This is a genomic window from Microcystis panniformis FACHB-1757 (assembly GCF_001264245.1).
GTDB lineage: Bacteria > Cyanobacteriota > Cyanobacteriia > Cyanobacteriales > Microcystaceae > Microcystis > Microcystis panniformis.
Map to the genome: position 1 here is coordinate 2,160,659 of NZ_CP011339.1, position 16,169 is coordinate 2,176,827.

Consider the following 16,169-nt stretch of genomic DNA (forward strand, 5'->3'; position numbering starts at 1 on the left):
AGCACAAGCCGCCGCCAAAGTCAAGTCCTTTCTTATTACTTATGGGTGCGAATTTCCGAGAGTCAAAAAGGGCCTTAGGGGGGGTGCTAGGTGTTGGGGAGATTTTTCAGTGATCAGCGATCGGTAAACAAAGGGGGAGACGGGGAGAATAAATAAAAGCAAATCTCCTGGTAACTGATAACTGGTAACTGATAACTGATAACTGATAACTGATAACTGATAACTGATAACTGATAACTGATAACTGATAACTGATAACTGATTATGGATACACCGCGACTACATCCGGACACGATCGAAGAAGTTAAACAAAGAATTGATATTGTGGATTTAATTTCCGAGAGAGTCGTCCTCAAAAAAAGGGGAAGGGAATACGTCGGTTTATGTCCTTTTCACGAGGAAAAATCCCCTAGTTTTACCGTTAGTCCTGCCAAACAAATGTATTACTGTTTTGGCTGTGGTGCGGGGGGAAACGGGATTAAATTTTTCATGGAAGTGGGGAAACAATCTTTTAGTGAAGTGGTTTTCGATCTCGCTAGAAGGTATCAAATCCCGATTAAAACTCTGGCAGTAGAACAGCGTCAGGAATTAGAACAGCAATTATCCCTCAAGGAACAATTATACGAGATAATGGCCGTGGCGGTGAGTTTTTATCAACACGCCCTTAGTCAACCTCAAGGGGAAAAAGCGTTAGATTATCTCAAGGTACAACGACAACTAACCGCGGAAACTATCGCAGCTTTTCAACTGGGATATTCTCCGGAAGGTTGGGAAACTCTCTATCGTTATTTAGTGGAACAAAAGCGCTATCCTGTGGCTTTAGTGGAACAAGCGGGATTAATTAAAGCGCGTCAAAATGGTAGTGGTTATTACGATCAATTTCGAGATCGTTTAATGATTCCTATTTTTGATAGTCAAGGACGAGCGATCGCTTTTGGTAGTCGCACTTTAGGTAATGAGCAGCCAAAGTATCTAAATTCTCCCGATACTCCTCTATTTGAAAAGGGAAAAACTCTCTTTGCTCTCGATCGAGCTAAACAGGCAATTATTCAGCAAGATTTAGCGATAGTTGTCGAGGGTTATTTTGATGCGATCGCTCTCCATGCTACTGGTATTAGTAATGTGGTTGCCTGTTTAGGAACAGCTTTAAGTCAAGAGCAAATTAAATTACTTTTGCGCTACAGTGAAAGTAAACAAATAATCTTTAATTTTGATGCTGATCAAGCGGGAATTAAAGCGACACAAAGGGCGATCGAGGAAATTAACTCTCTAGTTTATTCGGGACAAGTTAACCTAAAAATCCTCAATCTTCCCGATGGTAAAGATGCCGATGAATTTCTTAAATCCCATGCTGACGGGGTGAATACTTATCAAGAACTAATCGAAAAATCTCCTTTTTGGATTGATTGGCAAATATCGCAAATTTTGGTTAATAAAGATTTAAAACGGGGACTACATTTTCAACAAATAGCCAATAGTATGGTGAGTTTGCTGCAAAAGTTAATTGATAGCAATCAACGGACTTTTTATCTAGATTATTGTTCGGAGATTTTGGCTCAAAAAGATGCTACTCGTTTGCCTTATATTTTAAAAAATCTCTCTAAACAGGTTAATAAACCTCAAGGAAAATCTCTGGCAATTAAGAGGAAAAATATCTTAGATAAATCCGAAAAAAATGGCTCAGAAAAAGCCGAATGGTTATTATTATTAATCTATCTCCATTCTCCCGAATATCGGAGGCTCATTTGCGAACTTTTGGATGAAAAAGATTTAATTTTTAATGTCCCTGATTATCGTTGGTTATGGCAAGTAATTCTAGAGTTAGAAACCCAAATTACTAAACCAAGAGATTTGATGTCAGCTTTACAGAATCATTTATTGATAATCACCACAGACAAAAATCGTGATTTTAATTCTTTATTTCACTTAAATGAACATACCAGTCAGGAAATATTGCAGCCAGAAGAACAGATCAAAAATGCTATTATAGCTATGGAAAAAATTAGTTTAATGGAATATCGTCGCTACTGTCAAGAACAATTAATTAATGCTCTCGACAGCAATCAACGGGAATTTTATCAGCAGGAATTCTATCAAACTGTTAATAAATTAATCGCAATTGATCCTCACTACCAACAAGCTTAATTCTCTGATTGCTTAGAAGCTAGACAGTTGTTCGGCAATAATAGATACTAACTTATCCACTGCTCCCGCTTGCCCGCGCACTGCCCGCAATTTTTGCCGGATAGCCTCTAATTGTTCGGGATTTTCTAACCAAGATATAGCCATATTTGCCACTTCTTCTGGTTGTAATTCCCCCAATAATTCCGGAACAATTTCTGCACCAGCCCAAATATTTGGCCAAGCATATAAACGCTTTTTCCGCAACATATAGAGATTAATCATCTTAGCAAATAAAGAACCCACCCCCGGCAGTTGGGCTAATAAACCGGGTAAACCGTCCCAAGTTCTCATCGCATCTAGTTGCTGAGTCGGTAGTAAAATAATCATCGGGATTGCCAGCGCCCCTAATTCGGCAGTATTAGCTCCCACCGTCGTTAAAGCTAAATGACAGCGAGAAAGCTGGTTATGGGCGGGAAAATCGGTAATTAGGTCAACTTTTACCCCCTTATCTGTTTCTAGATAGGGTTTTTCACCGTTTTTTAATTTGGCAGCACTCCAACCGGTTTTAGTGATCATCGGATTAGAGCTAGGATCGGCAAATTTCGCCAAATAAGCTAAATTTAGGGTAGGAGCGACGGGAATTAAGAATTTAGTCCGGGGATCCTGCGCGTGTATCTTTTCGGCAATGGCTAGGGTTAGGGGTACACCCTGAGCTAATTTCGAGGGTTTGGAACCCGGGAGGAGTGCAATTAAGGTAGCATCATCGGGGGTGATAGCAGTGGGCAAATCCACCATTAAATCGCCGATAACGGTAAATTTAGATTGATATTGTTCAGGAATATTTTTTAATACACTTGTATTCATCACGGCAAAGCGATCGATACCCCGATACCAACGCGCTTCCCATTCCCCATAGATAACCGTGCGATAACCCAAACGTTTACCGATGGTGAGGGCAAAAAATTGATCGCCCCCTAAAAATAAAACGATGCCCTTGGGGTGCCAATCCCAATTATCGGCGGTTTTTCCCCAGAAAAGAAAATTAAAGAAGTTTTCTGGCGACTGGACTCGATCGACCTCTGGATATTTCCTAACTACTTCCGTTTCCGCCCCCATAGAATGAGTACAAGGGGAAAGAATCACCGAAATCCGCAACAGCGATCGATCTTCTGTTAAGTTTTGTCGCAATCTCTTGACAACTGGACGCACCCATGTAGATATTTCTCCAGGGCCATTGGAGAGAATGAGAAGATCAACAGGAGAATCAAACATGATAAGTAGCTGGTTATAATTAAATTAAAAATGGATTTTAGGTTCGATCCCCCCTGCCCCCCTATCCATTAGTCACATCTTTCTTAACATAAAATTTGACAAAAAGAGAAAAGTCTGCAAGATGGCTCAAGGGGGTTCTATGGGGGGACTAATTTGATGAGATAGTTTCCAAGTCTGGCTGATATCATGTTACCTTCGCAGTCCCAACCAAATAGTTTTAACACCAGGTTCACCGTCGCCTTTTCTACCTAAAAACCCCCCAAGAGAAGCAATCATTCTGACCGCTTCTGGCCAAGGAGGGCGGCTTTTCAGGTGGCGGACCCTTTTTATGAATAGTGGCACACAAAGATTGCCATTCATGTTCTTCCAAAAAACTTTCACAACTCTCCTCTCCGTGTAAGCGTGCTTGATAGGTTAACCAGAGTAATCTCCAGGCTACAATTGAATAGGTAGCTAAGGCCATCTCAATTCTCCGACCCGTTTCTAATTGCAGTTTTTCTAATCCACAACCACTTTTTAAAACAAAATGATAGCGTTCTATTAACCAGAGATAACTGTACCAGCGCACACAGGTTATCGCCGATTCAAAGCTACTAATGTCTAGGCTAGTTAAGAGGAGCCAACTGATAGGATTAACCCCGGTATGAGGATTTTCTTCTTCAGCTAAAATTACCTGTAATTTGAGAGATTGACTAGGCTTCGCTTTCGAGTGATGCTTAGGTACTTGTATTTCAAAACTGGCAAATCTAACTGTTAGTTTAGCTAGTCTAGCCTCGTGATATGGACAAACAGGGGTAAAGTCGGCACTTCAAAAGATAATCTTTCGGCCTTTCCTGTCCAATTTAAAAACGGTTCACCGATTGCCTTGAGTTTACGCGCTGCTATTTTGGCGGTTTCTAAATCTTCGGCTGCGAGAATTTGCTCAATTAAGGCCTCAGCTTCTTCTCGTGCGGGGTTTTCATCCCAGTTTAACTCCGGGGACAAGGAGGAATCATAACAATAGGTGACAGGGGGTTTTTTCTTCTTGAAGTGGGGTTCCGTGCCAATATCGGGGCGCTGGGGATGTTCCTCGCCATGGTTGTAACTTTTGGCTTCCGTTTTCTTGTTCGTCTTCTTGGGCATGAGCAACTCTTCCTCCCTGGCGAGGTCAACCTTTATTTTAACCCAAGAGAGCCGAAAAAAAGCGAACTTCTCTAGGGAGAAATTCGCCTTAATTTCCAGAAATTCTGAATTTATTAATTAGGCACGAGCTTCGAGACGACCGTAGAAAATGCCGCGAATTTTCACTTCTTCAGCATCTTTTGCCCCTAAATCGGTGTCGGAAGGCTGTTCACTTTCAAAAACACCAGCAAACTCGCCAGTAGAAGCATCAACTTTAGTCACCTGTAAAGACATAGTACCTTTACCCAGTTCCGTCGCTTTGACGTTAGCACGCTGGAAATCTTGACTATCAGCACTAGCGGGTAAAGCGACAGCATTATCATAACCCGTCACCACACCCCGACCTTTGGGATCTAAGAAACCAGCGCCACGATAGGAGGGAACTTTAAATTCGCCTTCAAAATCCGTGGAACTGTTGATAGAGCTAAATCCAGCTTCGGTTTTGCCGGTGAAACCTTTAATGGTAAAGAAGAGGGGAACTCTTTCACCTCCGGGTAATTGTACGGTAATGGGTTGGAAATCAATACCGTCTTCTTCCTTGAGGGTTAAAACACCGTCTTCACCTACGGTTAAGGTCGCTGTCATCTGTTCTAAACTGGTGGTATCTCTGGTTAGGAGTTTACCCGGGATAAAGGTGGCTGCTTCCCGCTTATTAATGGGTTCACCCTTGACAAAATATTCTTGGGGTTCCAAACATAAATCTGTCACCACATAACTTTCGCCGCTTTCTAAGGGGAGAGTACCCCGGGTAAACTCGGAAATCTGCGGACATTTGTTAGCTAATCCAGTGTTTAAAATTTCATCATAGGTTAGCTCGTTTCTATTCAGGACGGCACTAGGCGCGTCGCTACAAGCTGTCAACACCCCTAAGCACAAGGCTAAAAAGGCAACTAACAAGGCACGAAATCTCATCTATGTCAACCTCTCTTTGTCAATCTTTACAATTACTACCCTTGATCCATAGCCTGATGAATTATCGAATCGGTTGCGCCAATTCACCGAAACTCAGTTTATCAAAGATCAGTGACCATTGAGAAGATGGGAGACAGGGGACGGCAGGCAGGGGATAGGAGTCAGGAGATAGGAGTCAGGAGATAGGAGTCAGGAGACGGGAGGCAGCCGGCAAGAGGCAACAGTAAAGAGATTGGAGGAGATTCGGCTAATCGAAGAATAAGCAGTTTAAATACGTCTTAGCTTAGGAGTCAGTCCCGATGAAAAAATTTTCACCACCACAGATGAAAGAGGTTTCCTTCCCCACACCCCACACCCCACACCCTACACCCCACTTCCCCACTTCCCCACTTCCCCACTTCCCCACTTCCCCACACCCCACACCCCACACCCCACTTCCCCACTTCCCCACTTCCCCACACCCCACACCCCACACCCTCTTTCAAGTCAGGAGGCTCTAAGTAACTCATAACTGATGACTGATATGATTGGTGTGACTGTTTTCAGGGGCAGAAATTTCGATGAATAGCCGATTGCCGGGAGATAATAGCCAATTAGATAGCCAACTAGATTCCCTTGTAACGACGGTGACAGCGATCGCCGAAGAACAGCAGGGAGATTGTAACGGTTTGTTAATGTTGCTGCGAACTTTAGAAAATTTACATCGGCAAATTCGCGAGCAGATGTTCGAGCCATCTTTACCCAATACCCGTAAGGACTTATACGGATTACTCCGGGATATCGAGGAAACCGGGGGATGGCCCTATATAGAACGGATGAAGTTACAAATGTTAATGGAAAAATTATTAGCCAGTGAAGTCGGCGCGCTCGATTCGGCGGCAAAAACCGATGATCGAGAAACCTGAAAAGGTATTGGGTTTTTAGGGTGTTAGGGTGTTGGGGTTTTGGGGTTTTAGGGTTTTAGCTGAAATTCCCCATTTCCCCATCTCCCCATCTCCCCATTTCCCCATTTCCCCTATCCCCCCATTGCCTATCGCCAAGGGGTACGGAGCGGGTTACAGTATTGGGAAAATGGATATTTAGGGGTAAATCATGACCACCGTGAACCCGATTAAATTTGGAACCGATGGCTGGCGCGGGATTATCGCCGCCGATTTTACTTTCGATCGAGTCGCTCTGCTCGCTCCCTTGGCGGCTCAGGTTTTAGCGGATAATTATGGTCAGATCACAGGTTCGCGGACGATGATCGTCGGCTATGATCGGCGGTTTATGGCGGAAGATTTTGCTCAAACTGCGGCGGAATCGCTTCAAAAAGCTGGTTTTGATGTGCTTCTCTCCCAATCCTACGCTCCGACTCCCGCTTTTAGTTGGGCAGCTCGAGCGGAAAATGCTCTCGGTGCGATCGTGTTAACCGCCAGTCATAACCCGGCTAAATATCTCGGTTTGAAGGTTAAAGGTTATTTTGGTGGTTCTGTCTCGCCGGAAATTACCCAACAAATTGAAGCTTTATTGTCTAATCCGCCGCAATTTAAGGACAATGCAGGTAAATTAAGCACTTTTGAGCCTTGGTCAAGTTATTGTCAGGGTTTACGCCAAAAAGTTAATATTGCCGCTATTGCCAACGCGATCAAATCGGGACAACTAAAAGTTTATTCCGATGTCATGCACGGTGCGGCGGCTACCGGTTTAGAGCGTCTTTTGGGGGTGGGGATCACGGAATTACGCGGCAATCGCGATCCTTTGTTCGGTGGCGGCTCTCCGGAACCTTTACCGAGAAATTTGAGGGAAATCATCGATAAACTGGCTCACAGCGCAAATTTAGCCCCTTTGCGAGTAGGTTTGGTCTTCGATGGCGATAGCGATCGAGTGGCGGCGATCGATGGTCAGGGGAATTTTTTAAGCACCCAAAATCTCATCCCGATTTTAATCGAGCATTTAGCCGGCAAAAAGGGAATGAGAGGGGAAATTGTGAAAACGGTGAGCGGTTCCGATTTAATCCCCAAATTAGCCAGTTTATACGGTTTATCGGTCTTTGAAACCCCGATCGGTTATAAGTATATCGCCGATCGAATGTTGACCACTCCTGTGTTAATTGGTGGGGAAGAGTCGGGAGGTGTCGGTTATGGTACTCACATTCCCGAACGGGATGCTTTATTATCAGCTTTATACGTTTTGGAAGCAGTGGTAGAATCGGGCCAAGATTTAAGCGATCTTTACGCGCAATTACAGGATAAAACTGGTTTTCATTCTGAGTATGATCGTATTGATTTACCCCTAGCTAATATGGAAGCTCGCAATCAGTTAATTACTGCTTTGGATAAGGAACCCTTAAGGGAAATTGCCGGTAAACAAGTGACTGATTGTAATACTATGGACGGTTATAAGTTCCGTTTAGAAGATGGCAGTTGGTTGTTAATTCGCTTTAGTGGCACAGAACCGGTTTTGCGTCTCTACTGTGAATCTTCAACCCTCGATCGAGTTCAGGAAATTCTCGCCTGGGCCAAATCTTGGGCTACTTATATCTAATCTAATAGAAAAGGGGTTTCTTGAAGAAACCCCTTTTCTATTTTAGGAAATTTTCAGCCCGCGAATCGCATAATCTAATAATTCGATAGGATGAATAACGGGTGTATCTTTTCCCTGTAATTGTAGATGTTTTTTAATTTGTAGGGAACAACCCGGATTAGGAGAAGCAATCACCGCAGCCCCAGTATTTAATAAATTGCGTACTTTCTGCTGACCTAATTCATCGGCAGTATCTGGCTGTAGCATATTATAAACTCCGGCACTACCACAACACAGGGCGGCATCGATAGGTTCTTTTAAGTTAATATTGGGGATTTTTTGCAATAATTGCCGTGGTTGCACGGAGATTTTTTGTCCGTGTAAAAGATGACAGGCATCTTGATAAACTAGGGTTAATTCTGTCTCGGTAATCGGCGATAAATCAGCAGTTAATCCCACTGTTGCTAAAAATTCTTGAGCATCGCGGACTTTAGCCACAAACTCCTTAGCCTTATCTTTATATTCAGGATCATCGGCTAAAATATGATGATATTCCTTGAGAGTATGACCACAACCTGCCGCATTGATAATAATATAATCAACCTCGGTTTCTGCAAAACTATCGATCATTTGTCTGGCTAAACTTTGTGCTTGTTTTTCCTGTCCTTGGTGTGCGGGTAAAGCGGCACAACAACCCTGGGTTTTTGGGATAACCACTTCACAACCATTGGCAGTTAAAACCCGCACTGTTGCTTCATTTACTGGTGAAAAAAAGAGTCTCTGCACACAACCTAAAACTACTCCCACCCGATAGCGTTTTTCAGTCTGGGAGGGAATAACATCGGCATAGTTTTTAAACAGAGAATTTAGAGTAATTCTGGGTAAAATTGATTCCATTGCTGCTAGACGGGGAAAGAGCATTTTTAAGATACCCGATTTCCTGACTAGGGTTTGTAATCCTAGGGTTTGATATAACCAGAGGAAAGGTAAAAATAATTTGAGACGGACGGGATAGGGAAAGAGATTAAAAATGAGAAAACGAATAATTTTATCTTTAAAACTGCGGGGTTGATTGCGTTCCACTTGCGGACGAACTGCGGCGATTAATTGATCGTATTGTACTCCCGATGGACAGGTACTAACACAGGCTAAACAACCTAAACAAGTATCAAAATGTTGGCTAGTGGTTTCGTCTAAAACCGCTTCTCCTTTGTTGATGGCATTCATCAGATAAATTCTACCCCGGGGGGAGTCCATTTCTTTGCCAATGACTCGATAACTGGGACAGGTAGAAAGACAAAAACCACAGTGAACACAACTATCGATTAATTCTTGAGCGGGGGGATTTTTGGGGTCAAATCCTTGATTTTTTTGGTCGATTAATTCTTGAAAGTTAACGGAATGTTCGGAGGTTTGCATAATTTTTAATTAGATTTTGTTAAGAAAGCGTTCAGGACTAAAAATACCGTGAGGATCGAATTTAGTTTTTAGGGTTTTCATCATGGTGATTGCGTTACCTGTATAACCCCAAGGTTCAATTTTTTCCTTTAGCGATGGAGGTGCGGTTAACACCGTTAGATAACCCTGATTGGCACTGCATAAAGAGCGAATTTTGTCAAGATTTTCCTCCGATTTTAAGATAACTTTACCCACCCCGCTACTAATATTAATCGAGGCTAGTCCGTTAATTTGGTCGATAACTAGAGCTAAATTGCTGGGTAATAATCCTATTTTGCCGAAAAAATTGCCCTCTTGGCCGGAATTATCCATTGTTTTTCGGTATCTTTGCCATAGAGAAACTGCTGCCTCATCCCGATAATAATTAGTCTGACAATCTAACTGTTGTCCTAAATAACTCACCTGTTGCGATTGTTCGCTAATACTTTCGGGAATGCTTTGAAAACGCAGCAGTAAAGCGACTTTTTCCCCTAATCCTAGTGCTTGCGTCATCCCTGGGTTTAAACATTCAGCCACGGTGGGAGTTAAGGCCGATTGCCGAATAACTTGACTTAATTTACTAATATTTTCGCTATTTCCAGTGATTATCAGGGTTTCTGAGTTAGCAGTTTCGGGATACAGTCGTAGGGTAATCTGATCGATAATCCCTAAAGTGCCGTAGGAACCCGTAAATAGCTTCATCATGTCGTATCCCGCCACATTCTTGACCACACGCCCTCCAGCTTTAGCAATCTCGCCATCGTGACGGATAAAGGAGAATCCTAGGATCAGATCCCGGACTCCACCGTATCTTTGCCGCCATGTTCCCGCATCGGCCGTGGCCATAATACCGCCAATCGTGGCATTATCAGCGAAACTGGGATCAAGAGGAATAAATTGACCGCTAGGAGCTAAAAAAGCCTGTAAATCCGCTAGTTTAAGCCCAGCTTGCACGGTTATAGTTAAATCTCCCCTAGCATGGTCAATAATCCGGTTGAGATTTTGGGTACTAACTAAAATATCGGGCGACTCGACTAACCCACCCCAATCTAATTTACTGCCTTGACCGTAGGCCAGTAAAGACAGACGATTTTCGTTGGTAAAACGCACCAGAGAGGATAAAGCGGTTGTATTAGCGGGATAGACTAGAATTTCAGGACTTTTGCCCCTAATTGCCCTTGATAATCTTTCTTGTTCCTCTTTTGGCACTTGTGGCCAGGCAATAACCGTCGTGTCGGGGGGTAAAATAGAAGTTATCTGAACAGCGATCGCAGTCATATTTTACAAAAGAATTGAGGAGTGAGGAGTCAGGACTTACCGGCCGCTAATGGCGAAGAATGGGGGTAATGCTGGGGCTAATCAGTAATTTTGGGCCTCTATTAATTAGATTACCTTAGTTTGGCTCTCCATCTCCGATGTCGGGCAATTCCAGCAATATTGAGGCACAAAGAAGTCAGCTAATAACTAACTGCTAAGTAGCTGGTTATAATTAAATTAAAAATGGATTTTAGGTTCGATCCCCCCTTAGTCCCCCCTTAATCCCCCCTTAATAAGGGGGGCATCTGATAATTTTTAACGCCTACCTACTTAAATTAGCCATACACTCGTGCCATAATGGTAGATTACCTCGATCAGTAAGCCAAGAAGTAATGAGTGTAGATTGGACGAATAGCCGCGCCAAGCGATTAAGTGCCTTACCCCCCTACGTTTTCGCCCGCTTGGATGAATTAAAAGCCTTAGCCCGCAAAGAAGGACTAGATTTAATCGATTTAGGTATGGGCAACCCGGACGGTTTTGCTCCGCGTCCGGTTATCGAAGCGGCCATTCAAGCTTTTGAAACGCCCCAATTTCACGGTTATCCCCCCTTTGAAGGAACCGCCAGTTTTCGAGAAGCGATCGCTAAATGGTATGATCGCTCTTATGGTGTGGAACTCAATCCCGATAACGAAGCTTTACCCTTGCTCGGTTCCAAAGAGGGCCTATCTCACCTCGCCCTAGCTTATGTTAACCCCGGCGATGTGGTCTTAGTTCCCAGTCCCGCCTATCCCGCCCATTTTCGCGGTCCTTTGATTGCTGGGGCGACGCTATACCCGATTATTTTAAAAGCAGAACAGGATTGGCTGATAGATATCGATTCTATCCCCGAAGATGTGGCTAAACAGGCGAAAATCCTCTATTTTAACTATCCCAGTAACCCCACCGCCGCCGTTGCCCCTCGGGAATTTTTTGAAAAAATCGTTGCTTGGGCCCAGCAATATGAGATTATGCTCGTCCATGATCTCTGTTATGCTGAATTAAGTTTTGATGGTTATCAGCCCACCAGTTTATTAGAAATTCCGGGGGCAAAAGAGATTAGTGTGGAATTTCATACCCTCTCGAAAACCTATAATATGGCCGGGTGGCGCGTCGGTTTTGTCGTGGGCAATGCCGATATTATTCAAGGGTTACGCACCCTGAAAACTAATCTCGATTATGGTATCTTTTCCGTCATCCAAAAAGCGGCCGAAACCGCCCTACAACTGCCGGATGAATACGTCAAACAAGTACAGGAAAGATACCGGCAGCGACGAGATTTTTTAATCAAAGGTTTGGGGCAATTAGGTTGGGATATTCCCCCCTCTAAGGCGACAATGTATCTCTGGATTCCCTGTAGCGTCGGCATGACTTCCACGGATTTTGCCCTCAGCGTCCTGCAAAAAACTGGTGTCGTCGTCACTCCGGGTAATGCTTTTGGAGAGGGAGGGGAAGGTTATGTGCGCGTCAGTTTAATCGCCGATATCCCGCGATTAGGGGAAGCTTTACAGCGCCTCGAAGATGCGGGAATTCGCTATCGGTAAGGAGAGTTTTTCCCCTTGATTTACCGGCCAAATCCCTCTAGGCACTGGCTAAAATTGCGATTATGATGGAATTTTATCGCGGTAGCTTGCCACTTCCATGACCTACAGCTTAAGAATTGCCGATATTCCCGTCAGTGAAAGACCAAGGGAACGTTTAATCAGTGTCGGGGCGAAAAACCTCAGTAACGCCGAATTATTAGCGATTTTACTGGCTACAGGTCAAGGTAAGGGGAAACTCTCGGCCGTGGGTTTAGGACAGCATATTCTCAACGAATTGAGTAAATATCGCCGGGAGCCTTTGGACGTTTTGAGGGATATTCAGCCCCAAGAATTAACCGCTATTCATGGCATTGGACCGGCTAAGGCTACTACTATTCTAGCGGCGATCGAATTGGGAAAACGAGCTTTTCAACGACGACCGACGGAAAAAATGGTTATCGATAGTCCCGATACCGCTGCCGCCATACTTGGACACGAACTAATGTATCAGTCTCAGGAACGTTTCGCCGTTATTTTACTCGATGTCAAAAATCAGTTAATCGCACTCAAAGTGATTACTATCGGCACAGCTACAGAAACACTGGTACATCCGCGAGAAATCTTTCGAGAAGTAGTGAAACAATCAGCTACTAAGTTAATTATCGCCCATAATCACCCCACCGGGTCACTTGTGCCTAGTCAAGACGATATTTTACTCACAGAACAATTATTACAGGGAGCTACCTATCTAGCCATTCCTCTCCTAGATCATTTGATCCTCGGTAATGGCAACTTCCAAAGTCTTCGCCAAATCACGGATCTTTGGGAAAAATATCCCCAAGAAGATTGACAGAAAAGACACTCGATCTTTGTAGTTTAATTTTTTAGCCGTTTCAATTGGGCGTTAATTTCTTCAAACATTATGCGATCGCTGTCAAGGATTGGGGAGAAAACCAAAAATTTTGGCCGCTCCTCCTAAAATGGCAACAACCAAAGCTATCAGAATCCCCCGATTGGTAAATTCCTGATCAGCGACTCTTGCAGTTAACCCTTTAATTTCTCCGGTTAGTCGTTCATCTAAAGCTTTAATGTCCCCTCTTAATTCTGATTGTCCTATCTCTAGCTTGTTTAAACGCTCGTTGACATCTCTTTGTAAAAAGTCGATTTTCCCCTCAATCCTTGTCAAGACAGCCTCAAGGGAATAAGTGACCGTTTCGTTAGACATTTTGCTAAACTCCTAATTAATTAGGGCTTGCTGAATAAATGTGAAATGTAGGCAAGGTAAGAGTTTTGTGGCTTTTCTTGCGAAACAGGTGCAAGATTTTGAGATAATCGTGCTTCAAAACCTGGCATCTTGAGCGGCGATTGCGTCCTGTAGGGGCGAAGCATTCGGGTAATAACCTATCGGTGAAACCGCAGATTTTCTATCCGAATGCTTCGCCCGTACTTTTTAAGCAAACCCGAATTAAGTAATCTCAATTAATTGTTAGATAGTGGCGCAGACTTCTGATTCTTTGTATCTTATCTTTAATTGTAACCGGCTACTTAGTCGATGATAGGTGCTGGGTTACTTTAATCATAGTCCATCACACAATCACACCAATCACAGTCGATGATAGGTGCTGCGTTACGACGGATTCTCACCTTCGAGTCAAAGCAGCAATTTTCCGTCTCACGCACCCTACGCTTTACCTCCCACTTCCCAATTCATAATTCATAATTTATAATTCCCATGGGACCGAAATCTGGGTAAAATTTGAGAGATACAATCGGTCAATTGGGCATGGATTATAAAGAAGCGGGCGTGGATGTGGAAGCGGGACGCGCTTTTGTCGAGAAAATTCGCCAAAATGTGGAAAGTACCTTCCGTCCCGAAGTTATCGGCGGTTTAGGCGGTTTTGGCGGCTATTTTCAGTTACCTTCCGGTTATCGGCAACCAGTGTTAGTATCGGGAACTGATGGTGTAGGAACCAAGCTAAAAATTGCCCATAGTCTCAATCGCCATGATACGGTCGGAATTGACCTGGTGGCCATGTGCGTCAACGATGTCCTAACCTCCGGGGCTGAACCTTTATTTTTCTTGGATTATCTGGCCACTGGTAAACTGGAAGCGTCACAGTTAGCGGCGGTGGTATCGGGAATCGCTAGGGCCTGTCGTGATAGTGGTTGTACTCTTTTGGGAGGGGAAACGGCGGAGATGCCGGGGTTTTATTCGGCGGGAGAGTACGATTTAGCCGGTTTTTGCGTCGGTATTGTCGAAAAAAGTCAATTACTCGACGGCAGTAAGGTGCAAATCGGCGATGTGGCTATCGGTTTAGCCAGTAGTGGGGTTCACAGTAACGGTTTTAGTCTTGTTCGTAAGATTATCGACACCCAGGGCTTAAATTGGCAAGATTGCCCCGAAATTTTGTCCGGCTCTAGCTTAGGTGAAGTTTTGTTAACTCCCACTAGACTTTATGTCAAACCTGTGCTAGAACTGCTGCGCTCTGGGTTAGATATTCACGCCATGGCCCACATTACTGGGGGTGGCATCCCGGAAAATTTGCCCCGCTGCTTGGGTAAAGGGCAGTCTGTGCGGATTTACCGCGAAAGTTGGCCAGTTTTGCCAATTTTTCACTGGTTAGCCCAGATGGGTTCGGTTAATCCCGAAGCCATGTTTAATACTTTCAATATGGGTATCGGTTTTGTGATCATTGTCCCATCAGATCTGGCGCAATTGACTATTAATCAACTACAATCCTCTGGGATTAATGCCTACCAAATCGGCGAAGTGATTGCCGGTAAGGGGGAAATTGTTGGGCTTGATTAAAGTTAGTTGAGGCTAAGAAGATTTTGCCATCAATTCCACCAAAAAATCAGGTTGACTGGCTGGGATAGCAGCAGAGTTTCGGCCTATCCCCAACCCAATTTATATTAAGTTTTTTTACTTAGGGACTTGCGCTTTGATAATGTACCTTTTGGGCGAACGCAGTTCGCTCCTACATTGTGGACAAAATCCGTTACTGTAGGGGCGCAAAGCTTGCGCCCTCCGATCAATTGGGATATTATTCTCACGCAAGTCCCTTAAGTAGTTAGGGTCTGCTGAATAAATCTAACAACCTTGTTGGATAAGACTTTTGGACTTTTTTTCCCTCAAAAAGTGCCAGCCATTGCGGGGATCGGGGGGAAAATCCCTGGACTTTTTCCCTGAAAATTAGGTAGTTGACCACCTAAAAATCGATAAAACCCCACACCCCACACCCTGCCCCCAGGAAAAGCTTTTTCAGCATACCCTACTTATACCTAGATAGAATTAGGTCAGAACCTCATCAACTTGCTTCCAATTCGTGAAGCGTCTGAATGGAAACCCGTGAGAAACAAAAGACGAGGGTTCTTTTGGACTAACTTGCTTCCAATTCGTGAAGCGTCTGACAGAAGAGACCACAAACGCGGGATACCCCTCCGCACCACCTAAAAGGAGAATCTAATGTTCAAAATCGATACTTGCTGTACTCTAGTACCCTACTTTGAAGTACAAGAAGGAAAAATTGCTGCGTTTAAGGAACTAGGCCCCAAGTTCATTGAGAGAACCCGCACCGAAGAGGGCTGTATCCATTATGCTTTTTCCTTTAGCGGCAATATTGCTCATTGCCGCGAGGGTTACGTCGATGCCTCCGCAGTTCTTGCCCACCTACAAAACGTCGGGGAACTGCTAGACGAAGTTCTCAAAATCGCCAAGATTATTCGCCTAGAAGTTCACGCTCCCGCTGCCGAAATCGAAAAACTGCGAGAGCCGTTGGCTTCTCTTAACCCTCAGTTCTTCATTCTCGACGAAGGTATTCGTCGCACCAGCGAAGCTTAACCGCGGACTGACACAAAAGAGAAGGAGTAAACTAGAGATTAAGTAAAGGATCATCTAGAAAAATGCTCCTTCTAGAACAATTCGAGCAAATATCGGACTAT

15 protein-coding genes and 1 pseudogene are annotated in these 16,169 nt (G+C 44.0%); 7 read left to right on the plus strand and 9 right to left on the minus strand.

Translation table 11 applies throughout. From position 1 onward, the window contains the following. Window positions 1-113 precede the first annotated feature (113 nt). The gene (locus VL20_RS28110) at window positions 114-293 is read right to left on the minus strand and encodes a hypothetical protein (RefSeq protein ID WP_249264973.1); all 180 of its coding nucleotides are present in this window, start codon (window positions 291-293) and stop codon (window positions 114-116) included. Between VL20_RS28110 and dnaG the strand changes: the two genes are divergently transcribed. Further along, the gene (gene dnaG / locus VL20_RS10400) at window positions 265-2,145 is read left to right on the plus strand and encodes a DNA primase (protein WP_052276457.1); all 1,881 of its coding nucleotides are present in this window, start codon (window positions 265-267) and stop codon (window positions 2,143-2,145) included. The two genes, VL20_RS28110 and dnaG, sit on opposite strands and share 29 nt — an antisense overlap. Before the next feature lie 12 nt (window positions 2,146-2,157). Here the strand turns inward: dnaG and VL20_RS10405 are convergent, their stop codons facing one another. The 5 genes and pseudogenes from VL20_RS10405 to VL20_RS31105 form a co-directional block, all read right to left on the minus strand. Continuing rightward, window positions 2,158-3,396 (minus strand): glycosyltransferase family protein, encoded by a 1,239-nt coding sequence (locus VL20_RS10405; protein ID WP_052276458.1) that lies wholly within the window; start codon window positions 3,394-3,396, stop codon window positions 2,158-2,160. A 126-nt stretch (window positions 3,397-3,522) separates the two neighbouring features. Beyond that, window positions 3,523-4,180 (minus strand): annotated as a pseudogene (locus VL20_RS10410) (IS4 family transposase); the annotation flags it as partial. Continuing rightward, window positions 4,159-4,518, minus strand: coding sequence for a hypothetical protein (locus VL20_RS10415; protein ID WP_052276459.1), 360 nt, complete (start codon window positions 4,516-4,518; stop codon window positions 4,159-4,161). The pseudogene VL20_RS10410 and the gene VL20_RS10415, both read right to left, overlap by 22 nt. Before the next feature lie 117 nt (window positions 4,519-4,635). Further along, on the minus strand, window positions 4,636-5,469 hold the full coding sequence (locus tag VL20_RS10420) for a photosystem II manganese-stabilizing polypeptide (protein ID WP_004160298.1): 834 nt from the start codon (window positions 5,467-5,469) through the stop codon (window positions 4,636-4,638). A 311-nt stretch (window positions 5,470-5,780) separates the two neighbouring features. Next, on the minus strand, window positions 5,781-5,978 hold the full coding sequence (locus VL20_RS31105; RefSeq protein ID WP_052276460.1) for a hypothetical protein: 198 nt from the start codon (window positions 5,976-5,978) through the stop codon (window positions 5,781-5,783). A gap of 51 nt (window positions 5,979-6,029) precedes the next feature. On the opposite strand from VL20_RS31105, the gene VL20_RS10430 reads away from it, so the two are divergent. After that, window positions 6,030-6,374, plus strand: coding sequence for a hypothetical protein (locus VL20_RS10430; RefSeq protein WP_004160301.1), 345 nt, complete (start codon window positions 6,030-6,032; stop codon window positions 6,372-6,374). A 187-nt stretch (window positions 6,375-6,561) separates the two neighbouring features. Then, window positions 6,562-7,995, plus strand: a complete 1,434-nt coding sequence (locus tag VL20_RS10435; protein ID WP_052276461.1) for a phosphoglucomutase/phosphomannomutase family protein — start codon at window positions 6,562-6,564, stop codon at window positions 7,993-7,995. A gap of 42 nt (window positions 7,996-8,037) precedes the next feature. Here VL20_RS10435 and VL20_RS10440 read toward each other — a convergent pair whose 3' ends face one another. Together VL20_RS10440 and VL20_RS10445 are read right to left on the minus strand one after the other, a co-directional pair. Next, window positions 8,038-9,393: a (Fe-S)-binding protein gene (locus VL20_RS10440; protein ID WP_052276462.1), complete on the minus strand. Its 1,356-nt coding sequence runs from the start codon at window positions 9,391-9,393 to the stop codon at window positions 8,038-8,040. Between the two features lie 9 nt (window positions 9,394-9,402). Then, the gene (locus VL20_RS10445) at window positions 9,403-10,689 is read right to left on the minus strand and encodes an FAD-binding oxidoreductase (RefSeq protein ID WP_052276463.1); all 1,287 of its coding nucleotides are present in this window, start codon (window positions 10,687-10,689) and stop codon (window positions 9,403-9,405) included. A 371-nt stretch (window positions 10,690-11,060) separates the two neighbouring features. Here VL20_RS10445 and VL20_RS10450 point away from each other — a divergent pair, with 371 nt between their 5' ends. Further along, window positions 11,061-12,248: an aspartate aminotransferase gene (locus VL20_RS10450; protein ID WP_052276464.1), complete on the plus strand. Its 1,188-nt coding sequence runs from the start codon at window positions 11,061-11,063 to the stop codon at window positions 12,246-12,248. A 97-nt stretch (window positions 12,249-12,345) separates the two neighbouring features. Beyond that, a complete protein-coding gene (gene radC / locus VL20_RS10455; RefSeq protein ID WP_052276465.1) occupies window positions 12,346-13,077 on the plus strand; it encodes a RadC family protein in 732 nt (243 codons plus the stop codon). A gap of 84 nt (window positions 13,078-13,161) precedes the next feature. Here radC and VL20_RS10460 read toward each other — a convergent pair whose 3' ends face one another. Then, a complete protein-coding gene (locus VL20_RS10460) occupies window positions 13,162-13,452 on the minus strand; it encodes a DUF4164 family protein (RefSeq protein WP_052276466.1) in 291 nt (96 codons plus the stop codon). Window positions 13,453-14,010: 558 nt separating this feature from the next. Here VL20_RS10460 and purM point away from each other — a divergent pair. Beyond that, on the plus strand, window positions 14,011-15,036 hold the full coding sequence (gene purM, locus VL20_RS10465; RefSeq protein WP_052276467.1) for a phosphoribosylformylglycinamidine cyclo-ligase: 1,026 nt from the start codon (window positions 14,011-14,013) through the stop codon (window positions 15,034-15,036). Window positions 15,037-15,693: 657 nt separating this feature from the next. Beyond that, window positions 15,694-16,068 (plus strand): putative quinol monooxygenase, encoded by a 375-nt coding sequence (locus VL20_RS10470; protein ID WP_052276468.1) that lies wholly within the window; start codon window positions 15,694-15,696, stop codon window positions 16,066-16,068. Window positions 16,069-16,169 lie beyond the last annotated feature (101 nt).

Bases quoted from the DNA above. Each gene is read 5' to 3' on its own strand.
- VL20_RS10420 (WP_004160298.1), bottom strand. From the start codon at position 5,469: ATGAGATTTCGTGCCTTGTTAGTTGCCTTTTTAGCCTTGTGCTTAGGG.
- VL20_RS10445 (WP_052276463.1), bottom strand. From the start codon at position 10,689: ATGACTGCGATCGCTGTTCAGATAACTTCTATTTTACCCCCCGACACG.
- radC (WP_052276465.1), top strand. From the start codon at position 12,346: ATGACCTACAGCTTAAGAATTGCCGATATTCCCGTCAGTGAAAGACCA.
- VL20_RS10460 (WP_052276466.1), bottom strand. From the start codon at position 13,452: ATGTCTAACGAAACGGTCACTTATTCCCTTGAGGCTGTCTTGACAAGG.
- VL20_RS31105 (WP_052276460.1), bottom strand. From the start codon at position 5,978: ATGAGTTACTTAGAGCCTCCTGACTTGAAAGAGGGTGTGGGGTGTGGG.
- purM (WP_052276467.1), top strand. From the start codon at position 14,011: ATGGATTATAAAGAAGCGGGCGTGGATGTGGAAGCGGGACGCGCTTTT.
- VL20_RS10415 (WP_052276459.1), bottom strand. From the start codon at position 4,518: ATGCCCAAGAAGACGAACAAGAAAACGGAAGCCAAAAGTTACAACCAT.
- VL20_RS10450 (WP_052276464.1), top strand. From the start codon at position 11,061: ATGAGTGTAGATTGGACGAATAGCCGCGCCAAGCGATTAAGTGCCTTA.
- VL20_RS10405 (WP_052276458.1), bottom strand. From the start codon at position 3,396: ATGTTTGATTCTCCTGTTGATCTTCTCATTCTCTCCAATGGCCCTGGA.
- VL20_RS10430 (WP_004160301.1), top strand. From the start codon at position 6,030: ATGAATAGCCGATTGCCGGGAGATAATAGCCAATTAGATAGCCAACTA.
- VL20_RS10440 (WP_052276462.1), bottom strand. From the start codon at position 9,393: ATGCAAACCTCCGAACATTCCGTTAACTTTCAAGAATTAATCGACCAA.
- VL20_RS10435 (WP_052276461.1), top strand. From the start codon at position 6,562: ATGACCACCGTGAACCCGATTAAATTTGGAACCGATGGCTGGCGCGGG.
- VL20_RS10470 (WP_052276468.1), top strand. From the start codon at position 15,694: ATGTTCAAAATCGATACTTGCTGTACTCTAGTACCCTACTTTGAAGTA.
- dnaG (WP_052276457.1), top strand. From the start codon at position 265: ATGGATACACCGCGACTACATCCGGACACGATCGAAGAAGTTAAACAA.